This is a genomic window from Brevundimonas sp., from assembly GCF_003248455.1.
Lineage (GTDB): Bacteria > Pseudomonadota > Alphaproteobacteria > Caulobacterales > Caulobacteraceae > Brevundimonas.
In genome coordinates this window covers 17,782-35,079 of sequence record NZ_QFNM01000014.1, presented here as the reverse complement: position 1 = coordinate 35,079, position 17,298 = coordinate 17,782, and the positions used below count along the sequence as shown (strand labels likewise).

At 68.6% G+C, this 17,298-nt stretch carries 19 protein-coding genes; 11 read left to right on the top strand and 8 right to left on the bottom strand.

The features are described 5' to 3' along the window. Window positions 1–3 precede the first annotated feature (3 nt). Entirely contained in the window at window positions 4–1,119 is a 1,116-nt protein-coding gene (locus tag DI624_RS06970) for an AI-2E family transporter (RefSeq protein ID WP_291537000.1), read from the top strand. Here DI624_RS06970 and obgE read toward each other — a convergent pair whose 3' ends face one another. The 6 genes from obgE to DI624_RS06940 form a co-directional block, all read right to left on the bottom strand. Further along, complete coding sequence (gene obgE, locus DI624_RS06965) at window positions 1,120–2,166, bottom strand: GTPase ObgE (protein ID WP_291536999.1); 1,047 nt, start codon at window positions 2,164–2,166, stop codon at window positions 1,120–1,122. Window positions 2,167–2,218: 52 nt separating this feature from the next. Then, on the bottom strand, window positions 2,219–3,673 hold the full coding sequence (locus DI624_RS06960) for an NAD-dependent succinate-semialdehyde dehydrogenase (protein ID WP_291536997.1): 1,455 nt from the start codon (window positions 3,671–3,673) through the stop codon (window positions 2,219–2,221). Between the two features lie 90 nt (window positions 3,674–3,763). Continuing rightward, window positions 3,764–3,901, bottom strand: coding sequence for an entericidin A/B family lipoprotein (locus DI624_RS06955; protein ID WP_291536996.1), 138 nt, complete (start codon window positions 3,899–3,901; stop codon window positions 3,764–3,766). Window positions 3,902–3,949: 48 nt separating this feature from the next. After that, window positions 3,950–5,653: a sensor histidine kinase gene (locus DI624_RS06950; protein ID WP_291536995.1), complete on the bottom strand. Its 1,704-nt coding sequence runs from the start codon at window positions 5,651–5,653 to the stop codon at window positions 3,950–3,952. Window positions 5,654–5,752: 99 nt separating this feature from the next. Continuing rightward, window positions 5,753–6,364, bottom strand: coding sequence for a sigma-70 family RNA polymerase sigma factor (locus DI624_RS06945; protein WP_087120860.1), 612 nt, complete (start codon window positions 6,362–6,364; stop codon window positions 5,753–5,755). Next, entirely contained in the window at window positions 6,361–6,567 is a 207-nt protein-coding gene (locus DI624_RS06940) for a NepR family anti-sigma factor (RefSeq protein ID WP_291536994.1), read from the bottom strand. The genes DI624_RS06945 and DI624_RS06940 overlap by 4 nt, the downstream gene beginning before the upstream one ends. A 195-nt stretch (window positions 6,568–6,762) precedes the next feature. On the opposite strand from DI624_RS06940, the gene DI624_RS06935 reads away from it, so the two are divergent. The 3 genes from DI624_RS06935 to DI624_RS06925 all read left to right on the top strand — a co-directional run bounded on the left by DI624_RS06935 (window position 6,763) and on the right by DI624_RS06925 (window position 9,353). Next, entirely contained in the window at window positions 6,763–7,557 is a 795-nt protein-coding gene (locus tag DI624_RS06935) for a response regulator (RefSeq protein ID WP_291536992.1), read from the top strand. Window positions 7,558–7,879: 322 nt separating this feature from the next. After that, a complete protein-coding gene (locus DI624_RS06930; protein ID WP_291536991.1) occupies window positions 7,880–8,911 on the top strand; it encodes an NADP-dependent oxidoreductase in 1,032 nt (343 codons plus the stop codon). A gap of 34 nt (window positions 8,912–8,945) precedes the next feature. Further along, the gene (locus DI624_RS06925) at window positions 8,946–9,353 is read left to right on the top strand and encodes an acyl dehydratase (protein WP_291536990.1); all 408 of its coding nucleotides are present in this window, start codon (window positions 8,946–8,948) and stop codon (window positions 9,351–9,353) included. Window positions 9,354–9,413: 60 nt separating this feature from the next. On the opposite strand, the gene DI624_RS06920 is transcribed toward DI624_RS06925, so the two are convergent. Next, window positions 9,414–10,193: a SapC family protein gene (locus DI624_RS06920; RefSeq protein ID WP_291536988.1), complete on the bottom strand. Its 780-nt coding sequence runs from the start codon at window positions 10,191–10,193 to the stop codon at window positions 9,414–9,416. Between the two features lie 119 nt (window positions 10,194–10,312). Between DI624_RS06920 and DI624_RS06915 the strand changes: the two genes are divergently transcribed. From DI624_RS06915 to DI624_RS06885, 7 genes are all read left to right on the top strand, one after another. After that, window positions 10,313–10,801: a Fur family transcriptional regulator gene (locus DI624_RS06915; RefSeq protein ID WP_291536986.1), complete on the top strand. Its 489-nt coding sequence runs from the start codon at window positions 10,313–10,315 to the stop codon at window positions 10,799–10,801. 2 nt (window positions 10,802–10,803) lie between these two features. Beyond that, window positions 10,804–11,694: an alpha/beta hydrolase gene (locus DI624_RS06910; protein WP_291536984.1), complete on the top strand. Its 891-nt coding sequence runs from the start codon at window positions 10,804–10,806 to the stop codon at window positions 11,692–11,694. A 78-nt stretch (window positions 11,695–11,772) separates the two neighbouring features. Continuing rightward, window positions 11,773–12,450, top strand: coding sequence for a nicotinate-nucleotide adenylyltransferase (locus DI624_RS06905; RefSeq protein WP_291536982.1), 678 nt, complete (start codon window positions 11,773–11,775; stop codon window positions 12,448–12,450). Between the two features lie 133 nt (window positions 12,451–12,583). Continuing rightward, window positions 12,584–13,018, top strand: a complete 435-nt coding sequence (gene rsfS, locus DI624_RS06900) for a ribosome silencing factor (protein WP_291536981.1) — start codon at window positions 12,584–12,586, stop codon at window positions 13,016–13,018. 3 nt (window positions 13,019–13,021) lie between these two features. Continuing rightward, entirely contained in the window at window positions 13,022–13,486 is a 465-nt protein-coding gene (rlmH, locus tag DI624_RS06895) for a 23S rRNA (pseudouridine(1915)-N(3))-methyltransferase RlmH (RefSeq protein ID WP_291536979.1), read from the top strand. Further along, a complete protein-coding gene (locus DI624_RS06890; RefSeq protein ID WP_291536977.1) occupies window positions 13,486–14,565 on the top strand; it encodes a peptidoglycan DD-metalloendopeptidase family protein in 1,080 nt (359 codons plus the stop codon). The genes rlmH and DI624_RS06890 overlap by 1 nt, the downstream gene beginning before the upstream one ends. A 139-nt stretch (window positions 14,566–14,704) precedes the next feature. Beyond that, the gene (locus tag DI624_RS06885; protein WP_291536975.1) at window positions 14,705–16,081 is read left to right on the top strand and encodes a S41 family peptidase; all 1,377 of its coding nucleotides are present in this window, start codon (window positions 14,705–14,707) and stop codon (window positions 16,079–16,081) included. A 38-nt stretch (window positions 16,082–16,119) separates the two neighbouring features. Here DI624_RS06885 and DI624_RS06880 read toward each other — a convergent pair whose 3' ends face one another. Beyond that, window positions 16,120–17,292, bottom strand: coding sequence for a carboxynorspermidine decarboxylase (locus tag DI624_RS06880; protein ID WP_291536974.1), 1,173 nt, complete (start codon window positions 17,290–17,292; stop codon window positions 16,120–16,122). Window positions 17,293–17,298: the final 6 nt, after the last annotated feature.

Sequence of the window (17,298 nt, the reverse complement as noted above, 5' to 3'; positions counted from 1 at the left end):
GGGATGAAAACCCCTGTCGCCGTCCCGTCCTCGAGCGTGTCCCGAAACGCCGTGGCCCTGATCGCCACCGTGGCGGCGGGGGCGGCCCTGTATTGGCTGAGGGACATACTGACGCCCCTGGCCATGGCCATATTCCTGCTGATCATGATCGACGGGGTGAAGCGATCGGTGGAGGCGCGAACGCCGCTGGGCCACCGCTGGGCCGGAATCGCGGCCCTGACGCTGGTGGTGCTGGCCTTCTTCGCCTCCATCGCCATCATCGTGAACGGGGCGGCCGGCTTCTTCGGCGAGGCCTCGGGCGTGTCGCAGAACCTGGGGCCGCGGATCGACCAGATCATCCGCGACGGCTACGCCCTGTTCCGGCTGGACAATCCCCCCACGGCCCAGGATCTGGTCAACGGGGTGGACGTGCGCGGCTGGCTGACGACCCTGGCCTTCCAAGTCCAAGGCATCGCCTCGGGCGCCTTCTTCGTCCTGGTCTATCTCGGATTCCTCCTGGCTTCCCAGGCTGGTTTTCGAAAGAAGATCGTCACCATGTTCCCGCAGAAGGCCCAGCGCGACGAGGCGGTGGCGGTGTTCGAGCGCGTGCGCGGCGGCGTCGAGGGCTATATCTGGGTCCAGTCGGTGACGGGCGCGATGATCTGCGTCGTGGCCTGGGGCCTGATGCGGGCGGTAGGGCTGCAGAACGCGGAGTTCTGGACCTTCGTCATCTTCGTCGTCGGCTTCATTCCGGTGCTGGGCGGGGCGGTCGCGGGCCTGGCGCCGCCGCTGTTCGCCCTGGTTCAGTTCGAAAGCTACTGGCCGGCCGCCATCCTGCTGGTCGGGCTTCAGCTCATCCTGTTCGTGGTCGGCAACTTCATCCAGCCGCGCATGCAGGGCGACAACCAGAATATCGACCCGGTGGTGGTGCTGCTGGCCCTTGCCTTCTGCGGCAAGATGTGGGGCGTCGCAGGCATGTTCCTGTCCACGCCGCTTGCGGTGATGGCCATGGCCATCCTGGCCGAGTTCAGGGGATCGCGCTGGATGGCCGTGCTGCTGTCCGGCGACGGCCAGCCCTATGCCGAGGAGAAGGCCGCGACCCGGCACAGGGCCGGGCCGGAGCCGACCGCCGACACCTGATCAGGGTCGCCAGCCGCTGACCTGGTCCGCTTCCGTCTCGCCGGCCAGGGCGCCGCGCGTCTTCTTCACCTCGGCCCAGGCGGCGCGCAGCAGGGCGGGCACGCCTTCGCCCGACACGCCCGACACCAGCATTGGGCGCCGACCGGCGACCGCTTCCAGCTCGGCCGCCTTCTCCTCGCGCGCCTCGGGGGTCAGGGCGTCGATCTTGTTCAGCGCCAGGATTTCGGCCTTGTCCGCCAAGCCCTCGCCGTAAGCCTCCAACTCGCCGCGGATGATGCGATAGGCCTCGGCCACGTCGTCTTGCGTGCCGTCGATCAGGTGGATCAGGCTGGCCGAGCGTTCGACATGGCCCAGGAACCGGGTGCCCAGCCCCGCGCCCTCGCTGGCGCCCTCGATCAGGCCGGGAATATCGGCGATGACGAACCGTTCGGACGGCGACAGGTCCACCATCCCCAGGTTCGGCGCCAGGGTGGTGAAGGGATAGTCGGCGATCTTGGGCTTGGCGGCGCTGGCGGCCGACAGGAAGGTCGACTTGCCCGCATTGGGCAGGCCCGCCAGACCGATGTCGGCGATCAGCTTCAGCCGCAGCCAGATCCAGCGTTCCTGACCTTCCTGGCCGGGGTTGGCGTAGGTCGGCGCCTGATTGGTCGGCCCCTTGAACCGCACATTGCCCCAGCCGCCGTTGCCGCCCTTCAGCAGCAGTTCGACCTTGCCGGGCGCATCCAGGTCCAGCAGCACCGTCTCCTTGTCCTCGTCCAGGACCTGGGTGCCGACCGGCACCTTCAGATGGACGTCCTCGCCCTTGCCACCATGCATCTGCCGGCCCTGGCCGTGGTGGCCGGTCTGGGCCTTGAAATGCTGCTGATAGCGATAGTCGATCAGCGTGTTCAGCCCCTCGACCGCCTCGATCCAGACATCGCCGCCCTTGCCGCCGTCTCCGCCGTCGGGGCCGCCGTTGGGGATGAACTTCTCGCGTCGAAACGACACGGAGCCCGCCCCGCCGTTGCCGGAGCGGATATAGATCTTGGCCTGGTCGAGGAACTTCATCGCGGGCTTATGCCGCAGATGTGCGGCGAATTACAGGCCCGGCCGCCCGGCGCTATTTCAGCGCCAGCGTCACCGTCTTGATGTCCACATATTCGTCGATGCCGTGAATCGAGCCTTCGCGGCCGTAACCCGACTGCTTGACCCCCCCGAACGGGGCGACGGCGGTGGAGATCAGGCCGGTGTTGACCCCGCACATCCCCGCTTCGATCCGGCGACTGAAGCGCATGGCCCGGTCAAGGTCGCGGGTGAACAGATAGGAGGCCAGGCCATAGTCGCTGGCGTTGGCCTTCTCCAACGCCTCTTCCTCGGTGTCGAAAGCGAAGACCGGGATCATCGGGCCGAACGTCTCTTCGTCGCGAAACAGGGCGTCGTTTCCGCCAAGGGTCAGGGTCGGCTGGAAGAAGCGGCCGCCCAGTTCATGGCGCGAGCCGCCAGTCAGGACGCGACCCCCGTCGGCCTTGATCGCCGCGACGTGTTTCTCGACCTTGTCGACGGCCTTGTCCTCGATCAGCGGCCCGACCCTCACCCCTTCCTCGAAGGCGTTCCCGACGCTGATACCGGCCACTTCGCCGGCCAGCTTCTCGGCGTAGGCGTCCGCGACCGATCGCTCGACATAGACGCGGTTGGGACAGACGCAGGTCTGGCCCGAGTTTCTGAACTTGCCCTTGATGGTCTCGGCCACCGCCAGGTCCAGATCGGCGTCGGCGAAGACGATCAGCGGCGCCGCCCCGCCCAGCTCCATCGACACGCGCTTCAACGTCGCGGCGCACTGCTCGGCCAGCTTTCGCCCCACGCCGGTCGAGCCCGTGAAGGACAGTTTTCGGATGTCGGGGCTGTCGGTCAGCACCTTGCCGATGGTCGCCGCATCGCCGGTGACGATCGACAGGGCCTCTTTCGGCAGTCCGGCCTCATAGGCCAGTTCGGCCAAGGCGATGGCGGTGAAGGGGGTCTGGCTGGCGGGCTTGACCACGGCGGTGCATCCCGCCGCGAAGGCCGGTCCCAGCTTTCGCGTCAGCATGGCGGCCGGGAAGTTCCAGGGCGTGATCAGGGCGCACGGTCCGACCGCCTCGCGATAGGTCAGGATCAGATGGCCCAGCGGGCTGTCCTGGGTTTCGCCGATTAGCCGCTCGGCCTGGCCGGCGAACCATTTCAAGAAGCCGTTGGCGTAGGCGACCTCGCCCTTGGCCTCCTCGAACGGCTTGCCGTTCTCCAGCGCCATCAGGGCGCCCAGACCCTCTGTGTGATCGTCGATCAGCGTGGCCCAGGCGCGCAGGAAGGCCGCGCGTTTGTGGGGATCGCTGCGGGACCACGATGCGAAACCCTCGGCGGCCGCCGCGACGGCCCGTTCGGTCTCGGCCGCGCCCAGGTCCGGCACATGGCCGATGATCTCGCCGGTCGCCGGATCGTCCACGGCGATCCCGGCGCCGTTCGCGGGAATGGGTTCGCCAGCGATCAGGGCGTGCTGACGAAGCAGCGCGAGGCCGGCGTTGCGGGCGATCTGGTTCACGGCGAACTCCTGTGGCGATCCGTAAACGAACAAGGCCCCGACGAAGCGGGGCCTTGCAAGTCTGTCGATGCAGCCGAGGCTGCTTCGAAATCAGTTCTTGACGTCTTGGGCGGCGCCGGTCACGGCTTGGCCGGCGGCCTGGGTGTCGCGACCCACGCCTTCGACGGTGTTGCAGGCGGCGGTGGTCAGGGCGGCGGCGGCGGCGACCAGAACGAAAATCTTGCGCATCAGGAAACTCCGAGGGTTAGCCGAGGTGAACGCCTCGGTCCTGCCGGATCAACGCGACGCCACGGCTCCGGTTCCTTTGGCTGCGGACGACGTGTCGGCCGGGTCGACGGGGATGAGCGCCTCGGGCGTGGCGAAGGTCATGCGGGCGATGGTGCCGCCGTTCGGCGCGGGTAAGAACTCGGTCTCGCCGCGAAGCTGTTTGGCGAAGGCGCTCATCAGGGTGCGGCCCACCCCGACCTCGGCGCCGGCGGGGGCGCCTGGCCCGTCGTCCTCGACTTCGAGAACCGAGGTGTCGCCCTGGACGCGGAAACGCACCTTCAGCACGCCGCCGCGCAGGGCGAAAGCGTGCTTCTGGGCGTTCGTCACCGCCTCGACCAGCCACAGGGCCAAGGGCGCCAGCTTGTCGGGATCGACGTGCAGGGAATCGGCGTCCACCGAACTGACCACCACGGGCCCGCGGCCTGCCTCGCTGGCCACCAGCTGGCCGACCAGTTCGTTCAGGAACTCGCGCGCGTCCGCGTGGCGGATGTCGGCGCTCTGGTAGAGGGTGCGGTAGATCAGGGCCAGGGCCGAAATCCGCTGGCGCGTGTCGCCCAGGGCCGCCTTGGCCGGCGCGTCGGTCAGGGCCCGCTGCTGCATCGACAGCAGGGACGAGATGATCTGCAGATTGTTCTTCACCCGGTGGTGGATCTCGCGCATCAGCGCGTCCTTTTCGGCCAGGGCGTCGGTCAGTTCGCGGTCGCGCACGGTGATGGCCTCGGCCATCTCGTCCAGGGTCTTGGCCATGGTGCGGATCTCGGCGGGCGCGTTCATGGCTTGCAGCGGGCGCACCGAAAACCGGCCCCGCGCATAGATGGCCGCCACCCGCTCCAGATAGTCCAGCCAGCGGATAAAGATGCGCTCGGACAGAAGCATCACCGCCGCGAAGGCCGTCAGCCACGCCCCCAGCGGCAGCAGCAGCGTCCCGATCGGATTCAACCGCGCCCAGGACAACAGGCCTTGCGACGGCGCGGACAGCAGGGCGTAGAGGTCGCCGCCGGCCAGGGCCGCCCCGGCGTAGTCGCGCCGGGCGCCGGCGGCGTCGCGCGCGTCGAACACGGCCGAGCCCTGGTTTCGCGCCCGTTCCACCCAATCGGCGATGTCGTCGTCGCCCGCCAGAATGAAGGCGCCGGGATCGCTGGCGGTCAGGATGCGTCCCGCCCCGTCGGTCAGGGCGGCCTGGGAGCCGGAGGGCAGGGCCGGATCGTCCAGATCGGTTTGCAGCGCCGACAGCGGAATGACCGCGGCCATGGCGCCGTCGAACCGGCCCATCGGCCGCTCGGCCCGCGTCGCGACGATCAGGGCGGCGCGATAGCCGGCGTCGTCGGGCGCCCGCATGACGACCATTTCCTCGCCATCGCGCAGACGCTGGAACCATTGGGCGCGCGCAGCCGGGGCCACGCCCGAACGCAGGCCGTCGGGCCGGCCCGAGGCGCAGACGGCCTCGCCCGTCGGGCTGATGCGATAGAGGCCCTCATAGCCCTCCAGCTGGCCGACCAGGGCGGTCAGCCGCGCGGCGCAATAGGGACCGGCGGCGTCGGGACTTAGGGCGCGCAGCAGCACCTGGGCGCTGTCCAGCTGGGCCTTGGCGTCCGAGGCGCTGCGTTCCGCCGCGAGTTGCAGGTCGACCTGCCGATCCTCGGCTTGGCGGCGGAAATCGGCCTGGGTCTGGATCAGGCTGAGGACGAAGATCGGCAGCAGGGCCATGGCCATGGCCGCGCCCAGTCGAAAACGAATGCCTTGGAATCGGTCCTTCGTCCACGCGCGACCCGGGCGCGGCCCTGCGGCGTGGGACGGCGCATTCACCGCCGATCAGCCCCGTGCGCCGGCCAGCCTGTCGGCCTCGCCCAAGATCGTCCGCATCGCCTCTCCGGCTGCCTGGCCGTCGCGGCTGTATCCACCCTTCTCCAGCGTGGCCTGAAGCGCGCGGCGCGCGCGGCTGACGCGGCTCTTGACCGTGCCGACCGCGCACCCGCAGATTTCGGCCGCCTCTTCGTAGGCGAAGCCGCCGGCGCCGACCAGGATCAGGGCTTCGCGCTGTTCCTCCGGCAAGGTCTTCAGCGCCTGGCGCAACTCGTCCAGGGCGACGGGCGCTTCCGGGTCGTCCACGGCGACCAGGGTGCGTTCGGCGGCTTCCTGGTCCAGCTGCGACTGACGCCACGATCGGCGCTTCTCGGAATAGAACTGGTTGCGAAGGATCATGAAGGTCCAGGCCTTCATGTTGGTGCCCATCTGATAGCTGGCGCGCGCGTCCCAGGCCTTCATCATGGCGTCCTGCGCCAAATCGTCGGCGGCGGTGGGATCGCCGGTCAGGGTGCGGGCGAAGGCGCGCAGATGCGGGATCAGCAAGACCAGCTCGCGCTTGAAGCCCTCGTCGTCGGCAGACGCAGGCTTGGGGGCGGCTCCCAGGCGTGAGGTGCTCATGCGGGACCGTCCAACGCCGCCTTGGCGTCGGCGCGCTTCAGGATTTCCAGGAACTCGTCCGGCACCGGTTCGTTGACGACTTCGTCGAACATATGCCGCAGCTTGACGCCGATGGCCTGTTGGCGAAGGCGCGCTTCTTCGAGGTCCGCCTCCCCTTTGCGGTCCGCGCCCCTGGCGCCCGAGGAGTCGGTAGAATCAATCATAGACAGAACAAGGCCCACCCAACGTCTTCGCGAGATGCCAGCCTAACGTCGTCCCCGCGCGCCGGTTCCTACGACGCCGATATTTTAAGCTCAAGCTTGGTGGAAGGCTGGGAACCGCGACGGATATGATACGTTTATGCCCGCTGTAGCGCTTTCCCTTGCCGGGAAGGCGGAGATTTGTCGGGGACTTTCTGAATGAGCCTTTTGGCTAGACTCGCGCCGCACCTGCCTTATGTGCGTCGCTACGCCCGCGCCCTGACCGGCGACCAATCCACGGGCGACAACTATGTGCGCGTCGCGCTCGAAGCTCTGGCGGCGGGCGAGCAACAGCTGTCGCCGGACATGACGCCGCGCGTGGCCTTGTATCACGTGTTTCACGCCATCTGGTCCTCGACCGGCGCCCAGCTTGAAAGCGGCGGCCTGGAGACGACGGGCGCCGACGCCTCCCAGCGTCTGCTGCGCATCGCGCCTCGTTCGCGTCAGGCCTTCCTGCTGACGGCCCTGGAAGGGTTCACCCCGTCCGAAGCCGCCCAAATTCTTTCGGCCGATCCCCGCGACGTCGAACGGCTGATCGCCGACGCCCAGGCCGACATCGACGCCGAACTGGCTACCGACGTTCTGGTGATCGAGGACGAGGCCATCATTTCGGCCGATATCCAGAGCCTGGTGCAGGAGTTGGGCCACCGCGTCACCGGCACCGCCACCACCCATGACGAGGCCATCGAGGCCGTCGCTCGCCACAAGCCGGGCCTGGTCCTGGCCGACATCCAGTTGGCCGACGGCTCTTCCGGCATCGACGCGGTCAAGGACATTCTGAAGACGATGGACGTGCCGGTGATCTTCATCACCGCCTTCCCGGAACGCCTGCTGACCGGCGAGCGGCCCGAACCGACCTTCCTGATCACCAAGCCGTTCCAGCCCGAGACGGTGAAGGCGGCGATCAGCCAAGCCCTGTTCTTCCATCCATCGCGACAGAAACAGGCCGCTTAAGCCCCTGGATCCTTCTTGAATCCTATAATGTCGGAGGCCCCGTTCGCTCGAAGCGACGGGGCTTCCTTATCTGGGCGGCGCCGGGCGAAAGAAAAGATGCGCGGCGGGAACCCCCGTTGGTCGGCGTCGTTATCGGCATGCGGAGGCGGCGACGCCCCCCGACTTAGACTGGCCACTGCCGGTCTGCCGCCTCCGCGCCTCATTCTCGATGACGCCACTTCAAAGCGGTCCGAAAGGGCCGCTTTTTCTTGGCCTGCCGCTCGACCGACGGCAGCAGCCGGGCCAAGATGGTGGTCAAAGAAAACCTTCAGGAGAGACGTCGATGGCTTCGCGGGAACACAGGACAAATCGTCAGTGGGTGCTGCGCCAGCGTCCCAAGGGACTGCTACAGCCCGGGGACCTTGAATTGATCGAGACGCCCGTGCCCAACCTGGCCGAGGGCGAGGTGCTGGTGCGCACCGTCTATCTTTCGCTGGACCCGACCAACCGCACCTGGATGAACGATTCGGAAGGCTATCTGCCGCCGGTGGGCCTGGGCGAGGTCATGCGCGGCCTGACCCTGGGCGTGGTGGAGGACAGCCGCGCCGAGCGGTTCAAGGCTGGAGACGTGGTCATGCCGATCTCCGGCGGCTGGGCCGATTACGCCGTCGTGCCCGAGGCGGCCCTGCGTCCCGTCCATCGCGCGCCCGGCTTGCCGCTGACGGCCAATATGTCGGTGCTCGGCATGACCGGCCTGACCGCCTATTTCGGCGTGACCGACGTGCTGAAGGCTCAGGCCGGCGAGACGATCGTCATCTCGGCGGCGGCGGGCGCGGTCGGCTCCATCGCCGGCCAGATCGCCAAACAGCGCGGCTGCCGCGTCATCGGCATCGCTGGCGGGCCGCGGAAATGCGCCTGGCTGGTCGACGAGCTCGGCTTCGATGCGGCCATCGACTACAAGAACGAGGATGTGGGCCAGGCGCTGGATCGTCTGGCCCCAGACGGCGTCGATCTGAATTTCGAGAACGTCGGCGGCGACATCATGATCGCCGTGTTCAATCGCCTGAAGGTGCACGGCCGCATGGCCGTGTGCGGTCTCGTGTCGTCCTACAACGCCACCAAGGCGCCGCCTTCGCCGAACTTCGCGCGCATCATCACCCATCGCCTGCACGTCCAGGGCTTCCTGGTCCTGGACTACGCCGCGCGCGCCAGGGAGATGGTCGCCGAGATGGGGCCGTGGCTGGCCGACGGCCGGGTGAAGTGGAAGGTGCACGTCGACGACGGCCTGGAAGGCGCCGTGGATTCGCTGAATCGCTTGTTCACCGGCGATCACGACGGCAAGTTGCTGGTCCGGGTTTCCGAGGAACCCGCCTGATCCCGCCCGACCCCGCTTAGACAAGGCCACGCGCATGAGCGACCCGCTGCACGTCCATTTCGAAGACCTGGAGGTGGGTCAGGTCGTGCCCCTGGGGGCCTGTGCGGTGGATCAGGCGGCGCTGGACGTCTTCATCGAGCGGTTCTCGCCCGGCTGGGACGCAGCCTACGGCGCGCCGGACGCCATGGTTTACGTTCTGTGGAGCCGCCTGGCCGCCGACAAGTCCGGCGGCTGGGCCCAGACCAAGGTCCTGGCCGTCGACGGCCTGCGCTATATGCGCAATCCCCCGGCGGGCGAGCTGCTGCGCGGGCGGATGACGGTGATGGGCAAGGATCCGGTCGGGGACGAAAAGGGCATCGTCATCGCCTCCCACGACCTGCTGGACGAGGCGGGGCGGCTGGTCTTCTCATGCCTGACGCGGGCGGTCTTCTCGCGGCGCTGAAAATCAAGATGCCCCGACGGCGCGAACCGTCGGGGCGTCTATTTGGTCCGAACGTCCGTCCTAGTTGACGGTCGCCGGCTGGGCCTGGCGCAGGAAGGCCAGGGCGATCAGGCGGTCCCAGCCCAGCAGCGACACCAGGTGGGCGTAGATCTGGCCCAGGGCGCCGTTGTCGCGCAGTTCGGCCAATTTCTCGGCCGGCAAGGCGCGCAGCTTGTCTTCCGACACGGCGAAGTATTCGGCCAGCTTCTGCGGCTCGCCCGGCGTGCCGTCGGGGTTGCGCGGCGTGAAGATGGCGTCGCGGGTGTCCAGCAGGTCGAGGTCCTTGATCAACTGGACGAAGCTTTCGGTGCGTTGGCGCTCCTGCTCGAAGTTGTTGCAGAACTCCATCGCCATATTGGTGTAGTCGCTGGGCTGGCCATCGACGAACAGCGGGTTCTGGCCGCCCTCGGCGACGATGGCCGCGCCGCGGTCGATGCACAGGATCAGGCGCTGGTTCTGCTTGTCGTCGGCGAAGACGAACGGATAGCGGCGCACATAGGCGGGCACATAGGCGTCGCCGCGGAACTCGCCGTCGTCGGCGACGAACAGGTTCTCGCCCTGGCGCAGGCCCATGACCACCACCGGCTGGCGGTTTTCGCCGGTGAAGATGATCGGGTAGGACAGGGCGGCGGCCGCGAATTCCGTGACCGTCAGCGGCACGATGTTGGTCTGGGCCACGAAGGCGTAGGGCTTGTCGGACGGATTGACGCCCAGGGTCCCGTGAACGCTCTGATCCAGCGGCTCGGGATTGGTGTAAAACAGGACATTGCCTTCGAGCGGCGAGTTGTTCGTGTCGGTCATGAAGCGAGGACGCTCTGGAAATGGTGGTATGAGGCGGGCCTTCTAGCCCAACCCCGACCCAGCGGCAAACCGTCGGCTTGCGTGTTGCGGCGAAGGGCGTCAGCCATTAGCTGTGGGCCATGGGCGCCGCTTGCGATCACGACCACGACCATTCCGGCCTGAAGGGCGGCGCGCTGGATCGCGCCCTGGCCTCGGCCGAGGCGCGCGCGATCCGCCAGGGCGAGCGGATGACGGCCCAGCGCCGCCGGGTTCTGGCCCTGCTGCTTGAGGCCGGCGAGCCGGTCAAGGCCTATGACCTGATCGCCCGCTTCGGCGAGGACGGCCAGGCCGCCAAGCCGCCCACCGTCTATCGCGCGCTGGAATTCCTGGAGCGGTTGGGCATGGCGCACCGCATCGCCTCCATCAGCGCCTATGTCGCTTGTAGCGACGAGGGGGACGCCGTCCACGCCGCCGCCTTCCTGATCTGCGACTGCTGCGGGGCGACGCGCGAGGTCAGCGGGCCCGACCAGGGCGCCATGAGCGCCGCCGCCTCGGCCGCCGGCTACGCCATCGCCCGCACGACCATAGAGGCGCACGGGCGCTGCGCCGCCTGTCGCGAGGCGGCGTGATCATGGATGCGGCGTTGCTGTCCCCGCCGCGCCGCCTGTCCGTGCCGATCGACAACCGCTGGGGCGCCGGCGAGATGGCGGTGCTGGATTTCGGCGATCCGAACCGGCCGGTCGACCTGATCTTCAGCCACGCCAACGGTTTCAACGCCGCCACCTATCGCAGTCTGCTGTCGCCGCTGTCGACCTCGCTGCGCATCTGGGCGCCGGACCTGCGCGGCCACGGGCGTTCGACCCTGCCGGTCTTCACCCGGCCAAAGACCAGCTGGCTTGACCATCGCGACGACCTGCTGGCCCTGCTGGAAACCCTGGACGGGCCGCAGGTGGTCATGGCCGGCCATTCGATGGGGGGAACCGCCTCGCTGCTGGCGGCCGCCCAGCGGCCGGACCGCGTCTCCAGCCTGGCGCTTTTCGATCCGGTGATCTGGAGGCGGATGACGGTCCTGGCCTTCAACCTGCCCTTCGCCCATCGTTTCATGGGCGCCATCCCCATCGCCAAATCCACGCTTCGCCGCCGCAGCCGGTTCGACAGCCGCGAACAGGCCATGGCCGCCTACCGCGGGCGGGGGGCCTTCAAGGGCTGGCCCGACACGGTGCTGGCCGACTATCTGTCCGAGGGTCTGAAGGCGGACGGCGGCGGTTTCGACCTGGCCGCCGCCCCGGCGTGGGAGGCGGCCAACTACGTCGCCCAGGCGCACGATCCGTGGCGGGCGCTGCGGCGCTATCCGGGGCCGGTGCGGATATTGAAGGCCGAGCACGGCGCCTTGACCCATTTGCCGGTCGCGCCGCGCGTCATGCCCAATGTGACCGTGGAGATCGTGGCGGGCGGCGGGCACCTGTTTCCCATGACCCACGCCGACATCGCCCGCGACGCCCTGTTCGAGGCGGCGGTCTGACGACGATTTCTGTAGGCTGAACAAAGTCCCGCGTTATAAGGGCGCCGCTGAGCAAAACCCCGCCGCCCGAGACGCCGCTTGTCCTTCTTCCACGCCGGTCCCGCGCCCAAAGGCGCCGGCCCCCGATCCGGGGCGCTGCGCGACGGCCTGACCCTGGCGCCGGGCATGAAGGTCGGTCTGTTCGGCGGGTCGTTCAATCCGGCGCACGATGGTCACGCCCATGTCGCGGAAACGGCCATGCGCCGCCTTGGGCTGGACCGCGTGGTGTGGCTGGTCTCGCCTCAGAACCCGCTGAAAGACGCCCGTCACAGCGCCCCCCTGGACGAACGGATGGCTTCGGCCCGCGCCCATGCGCGCGGCCCGTCCATGATCGTGTCGGATTTCGAGAGCCGGGCGGGAACGGCCTGGACGGTGGACACGCTGCGCCTGCTGGCCGCGCGGCATCCCGGCGTGCATTTCGTCTGGCTGATGGGGTCGGACAATCTGGCCAGCTTCCACCGTTGGCGCGGCTGGACCGACATCATGCGGCTGATGCCGGTCGCGGTGATCGCCCGGCCGGGGTCGCTGCTTGACAGCCGCACGGCGCCGGCGGCCGCCCGGTTCGCCGGCTTCCGCGTGCCGGATCGGGAGGCGGGGCTGTTGCCCGTCCTGGCCGCTCCCGCCTGGACCTATCTGACCGCGCCGCTCAATCCGCTGTCCTCGACGGCCATTCGCGGCGCCGGAAGCCGCCGCCCCGGCGCGCCCACGGGGGCGTGATTTCGACGCCGGTTCACGTTTCGGCCCATCCGTGCTAGAGGGCGTCTTTAGTCAACGCTCCCGGAGCCCTCCGCTGACCCCCTCGCCCGCGTACGATACGCAAGACGCCGCCGTCTCGAATACGGCGCACGAGATGGACCCTATCGAACCTCTCCATTCCGAAGACGACGCCGATTTCGATGCCGCGCCGCGCGGTTTCGACGACGCTGCGCCGCGCCCGATCGGCGCAACCCCGCTGGAAGAAGCCCTGCTGAGCCGCCTCGACGAGGACAAGGCCCAGGACCTCGTCCTGATCGACCTGAGGGGCAAGAGCGCCATGGCCGACACCATGATCGTGGCGTCCGGCCGGTCGCACCGCCATGTCGGAGCCATCGCCGACCACCTGCTGCGCACCGTGAAGGAACAGGGGCTGGGCAAGGCCAAGGTCGAGGGCCTGCCGCACTGCGACTGGGTGCTGATCGACGCGGGCGACGTGATCGTTCACCTGTTCCGGCCCGAGGTCCGCACCTTCTACAACATCGAGAAGATCTGGGCCGTCGATTCCGCGCACCGCACCGCGCGCGACTGACCGATGAAGCTGGGCATCGTCGCCGTCGGCCGACCGGGCCGGGGGCCCGAGGCCACGCTGGCCGACGACTACGCCCGGCGCGCCACCCTGGCGGGGCGCGCGCTGGGCCTGGGGCCTTTGGAACTGATCGACCTCGAGCCCAGGAAGCCGGGCAAGGCGGCGGAGGCGGAGCTGATCCTGGCCGCCGCCGAGGGGGCGCACCTGATCGCCTGCGACGAACGGGGCCGGACCTATGGTTCGCGCGCCTTCGCCGACCATGTCGCCAGGCTGCGGGATCAGGGCGAGCGCCGTCTGGTCTTCGCCATCGGCGGGGCGGACGGGCTGGACGACAGCGTGCGCGCGGCCGCGGCCTCGACCCTGGCCTTCGGTCCCCAGACCTGGCCCCATGCCTTGGCCCGAGTCCTGCTGGCCGAGCAACTGTATCGGGCCGTGACCATCCTGGCCGGATCGCCGTATCATCGCGACTGATGCGTCGCGCCCCCGTTCCTGTTGTCGTCGCCCTGCTGGCCGGGCTGATCGCCGCCCCGGCGACGGGACGTCAGGCGCCCGAAAGCGAGCTTTCGCGAATCCAGGCGGAGTACCGCGACGAGGCGGTGCGGGCGCGGCGGCTGCGCGCCGATGCCGACGCCGCCAAGGCCGAACTGGCCCAGCTGGAGCGGCGGCTGGCCAGCTTGCGTGTCGACGAACGCAACGACGACCGCCAGATCGACGATCAGCGCGCGCGCCTGCGGCAACTCAGCGAGCGCGAGGCCGAACTGGTCTCCGGCCTGGCGCGCGAGCGCGGCGCCCAGAGCCGGCTGCTCAGCGCGCTTCAGATGATGAGCCGCCGCCCGCCGCCGCCCCTGCTAGTCCCGGCGGACAAGGCCATCGACACCGTGCGCGCCTCCATCCTGCTCAAGGCCATGACCCCCGACCTGGAGACCCGCGCCAAGGCCCTGGCGGCGCGTCAGGCCGAGATCATGCGCATCCGCCGCCTGGCCGTCCTGTCCTCCGAACGCCTGCTGACGACCGAGAGCGCGCAAGGCGACCGGCGGGCCGAGATCGAGGGGCTGACGGCGCGCAAGACCGCCCTGACCGCCGTGCTGAACGCCGAGGCGCGCGCCGCCGAACGCGCCGCCTATGTGCTGGAGCGGCGCATCCGCGAACTGGGCGGAGCCGTGCCCGAGGCGCAGGCTGTCGAGACCCCCACGGCCAGCCTGCCGGCCAATCGCGCCCGCCTCAGCCCGCCCGTCGCCGGGGCGCCGACCCAGACCTGGGGGCAGGGGACCTCGGGCTGGCGCTGGCGGGCAGACCGGGCGGCGGTCAAGGCGCCAGCCGACGCCAAGGTCGCCTACGCCGGGCCGCTGACCGGCTGGGGCAATGTGGTGGTGCTGGACCTGGGGCCCGGCTGGCGCGCCGTCGTCGCCGGGCTGGAGAGCGTAGAGGTCCAGGGCGACGCCCGCGTCGCGGACGGCCAGACCCTGGGCCGCAGCGGGCCGGACGGCGACGTCTATTTCGAACTGCGCCGCGACGAAAGGCCCATAGATCCGGGGCCGTGGTTGCGGTGAGGCTGCAATAGTCCTTTGCATTCCCGCCTGACGCTGATTTTATCGGAGGGACGCTGCGTCGCCACGATTTGGTCGTGTCTGCGGGGCCTTACCCTTCCAACGGGCGCCTTGAATGATCGGCCCGACCGAAAGAGACCGAATGCGTAAATTGCTCCTCGTCGGCTGCGCCGCACTGGTGCTCGGCGGGTCCGCCGCCGCTGTTTCCAGCCAGACCCCTCGCAACGAAACCTTCCGCATGCTGGAGCTGTTCGGCGATGTCGTGGGCATCGTCGAGCAGGCCTATGTCGTTCCCGTCGACAACAAGAAGCTGATCGAGGCGGCCCTGGCCGGCATGATGACGGCGCTGGACCCGCACTCCAACTACCTGCCGCCCTCCAACTACGACGAACTGCGCGAGCGGACCGAGGGCCAGTATTCGGGCGTCGGCCTGACCATCAGCGCCGACGGCGGCATGGTGAAGGTCATTTCGCCGATGGACGACAGCCCGGCCGCCCGCGCCGGGGTCCAGGCGGGCGATGTCATCTCCTCCATCGACGGCCAGAACGCCGCCGGCCTGACGGTCAGCCAGGTATCGGAGAAGTTGCGCGGTCCGGTGGGCGCCAGCGTCAAGGTGACGTTCCTTCGCGACGGTTCCGACCCGCTGGAGGTCACGCTGACCCGCGAGGTCATCAAGGTCCAGTCCGTCACCGGACGGGTCGAGGGCGACTTCGGTTATCTGCGCGTCTCGACCTTCAACGAAAACACTGGCCGCGAGCTGAACGAAGCCATCGCCAAGATCAAGGCCGAGAAGCCTGGCGTTAAGGGCTATGTGCTGGACCTCCGCAACAACGGCGGGGGCCTGCTGAACGCCGCCATCGACGTGTCCGACGCCTTCCTGGAGCGCGGCGAAATCGTCAGCCAGCGGGGGCGCAAGCCCGAGCAGATTCAGCGCTATTCGGCAAAGCCCGGCGACATCACCGGCGGCCTGCCGCTGGTCGTGCTGGTGAATTACGGCTCGGCCTCGGCGTCGGAAATCGTCGCCGGCGCCCTGAAGGATCACCAGCGCGCCACGGTCGTCGGCCTGACCAGCTTCGGCAAAGGGTCGGTGCAGACCGTAATCCCGCTGCGCCAGGGGCAGGACGGCGCCCTGTCGATCACGACGGCGCGCTACTACACGCCGTCTGGCGCCTCGATTCAGAAGATCGGCATCGAGCCGGATTTGGAAGTGGCGCGCTCCGAGGCCGAGGCGCGCATCGTCTCGCGCTCCAGCTTCATCTATTCCGAGGCCGCCTACGCCACGGCGCTGGACGCCTCCATCGGGGCCGAGCGCAAGGGGCCGCACACCCCGCGCGAAGCTCCGGGCGACAAGTTCGACAAGGAAAAGGACTATCAGCTTCAGCGGGCGCTGGACGTTTTGCGCGCCGGCGGCGACTTGTCGAAACTGCCGCCCCCGCCCGAAGGCATCGTCGTCACCGAACCGGGCTCAACGCCCAAGCCCGACGCCGAACCGGCGGCGGACGAGCCGAAAGACGAATAGGTCGGGGAAGGGCGGCGCGAGCCGCCCTTTTTTTGCGCCTACGACAGACGGTCGCGGAAGGCCGAATAGTCGAACGCGCGCACCGTCGTCAGCGCATCCGTGTCCGAGTTCCACAGCACGATGGACGGCAGCGGCACGCCGTTGAAGGTGTTGGTCTTCACCATCGAATAGTGGGCCTGGTCCAGGAAGGCGATGCGCGTTCCCGGCGTCGGCCGTTCGGCGAAGACGTAGTCGCCGATGATGTCGCCGGCCAGGCACGACGGCCCGCCCAGCCGCACCGTCACGCCATGCTCGGGCTCTTTCAGCAGCGCGGGGCGATAGGGCGCCTCGATCACATCGGGCATATGGCAGGTGGCCGAGATGTCTGTGATGCCGACGGGCATGCCGTTGTCGAACACGTCCAGCACCTCGCCGATCAGGATGCCGGCGTCCAGCGCCACGGCCTCGCCCGGCTCCAGATAGACCTGAACGCGGTGACGCGCCTGAAGGTCGCGCACGAAGGCGACCAGATCGTCCCGCTGATAATCGGCGCGGGTGATATGGTGGCCGCCGCCCAGGTTCAGCCATTTGATCTCGCCCAGCAGCGGCTGAAGCTTGGGCTCCACCGCCGCCCAGATGCGCGCCAGGGGCTGGAAGTCCTGCTCGCACAGGGCGTGGATGTGCAGGCCGTCCACTCCGATCAGATGTTCGGGTTTCAACTGCGATATGGGAAAGCCCAGGCGCGAACAGGGCTGGGCCGGATCGTATTTGGCGACCTCGCCCTCGGAATGTTCGGGGTTCAGCCTGAGGCCGATCTCGAACGCCTCACCCTCGGCGCGGGCCTGGGCGATCAGGCCGGCGAACCGGGCGATCTGGGCTGGGTTGTTGAAGATGACGTGATCGGACAGCCGCAGGATCTCGGGCAGATCCTGCGCCGTATAGGCCGGCGAATAGGTGGTCAGTTCGCCCTGATAGAACTCGCGCGCCAGCCGCGCCTCCCACAGGCCCGAGGCGCAGACCCCGTCGAGATATTCGCCGACCACATCGGCCAGCGACCACATCGAAAACGCCTTCAGCGCCAGAAGCACGCGCGCCTCCGCCCCGTCGCGCACGCCCTTCAGCACGGACAGATTGCGACGGATGGCCGCCTCGTCCACCACGAAGGCGGGCGAGGCGACGCGGTTCAGATCGAAATGCGCAAAGGCGCCCGGATCGCCGGCCTGGGTCTGCATTCAGTC

Coding starts and splice junctions, on each gene's coding strand:
- DI624_RS06915 (WP_291536986.1), top strand. CDS start 10,313: ATGGGCGCCGCTTGCGATCACGACCACGACCATTCCGGCCTGAAGGGC.
- DI624_RS06890 (WP_291536977.1), top strand. CDS start 13,486: ATGCGTCGCGCCCCCGTTCCTGTTGTCGTCGCCCTGCTGGCCGGGCTG.
- DI624_RS06945 (WP_087120860.1), bottom strand. CDS start 6,364: ATGAGCACCTCACGCCTGGGAGCCGCCCCCAAGCCTGCGTCTGCCGAC.
- DI624_RS06920 (WP_291536988.1), bottom strand. CDS start 10,193: ATGACCGACACGAACAACTCGCCGCTCGAAGGCAATGTCCTGTTTTAC.
- DI624_RS06925 (WP_291536990.1), top strand. CDS start 8,946: ATGAGCGACCCGCTGCACGTCCATTTCGAAGACCTGGAGGTGGGTCAG.
- DI624_RS06940 (WP_291536994.1), bottom strand. CDS start 6,567: ATGATTGATTCTACCGACTCCTCGGGCGCCAGGGGCGCGGACCGCAAA.
- DI624_RS06950 (WP_291536995.1), bottom strand. CDS start 5,653: ATGGCCATGGCCCTGCTGCCGATCTTCGTCCTCAGCCTGATCCAGACC.
- rsfS (WP_291536981.1), top strand. CDS start 12,584: ATGGACCCTATCGAACCTCTCCATTCCGAAGACGACGCCGATTTCGAT.
- DI624_RS06880 (WP_291536974.1), bottom strand. CDS start 17,292: ATGCAGACCCAGGCCGGCGATCCGGGCGCCTTTGCGCATTTCGATCTG.
- DI624_RS06930 (WP_291536991.1), top strand. CDS start 7,880: ATGGCTTCGCGGGAACACAGGACAAATCGTCAGTGGGTGCTGCGCCAG.
- DI624_RS06910 (WP_291536984.1), top strand. CDS start 10,804: ATGGATGCGGCGTTGCTGTCCCCGCCGCGCCGCCTGTCCGTGCCGATC.
- DI624_RS06935 (WP_291536992.1), top strand. CDS start 6,763: ATGAGCCTTTTGGCTAGACTCGCGCCGCACCTGCCTTATGTGCGTCGC.
- DI624_RS06970 (WP_291537000.1), top strand. CDS start 4: ATGAAAACCCCTGTCGCCGTCCCGTCCTCGAGCGTGTCCCGAAACGCC.
- DI624_RS06955 (WP_291536996.1), bottom strand. CDS start 3,901: ATGCGCAAGATTTTCGTTCTGGTCGCCGCCGCCGCCGCCCTGACCACC.
- DI624_RS06885 (WP_291536975.1), top strand. CDS start 14,705: ATGCGTAAATTGCTCCTCGTCGGCTGCGCCGCACTGGTGCTCGGCGGG.
- rlmH (WP_291536979.1), top strand. CDS start 13,022: ATGAAGCTGGGCATCGTCGCCGTCGGCCGACCGGGCCGGGGGCCCGAG.
- obgE (WP_291536999.1), bottom strand. CDS start 2,166: ATGAAGTTCCTCGACCAGGCCAAGATCTATATCCGCTCCGGCAACGGC.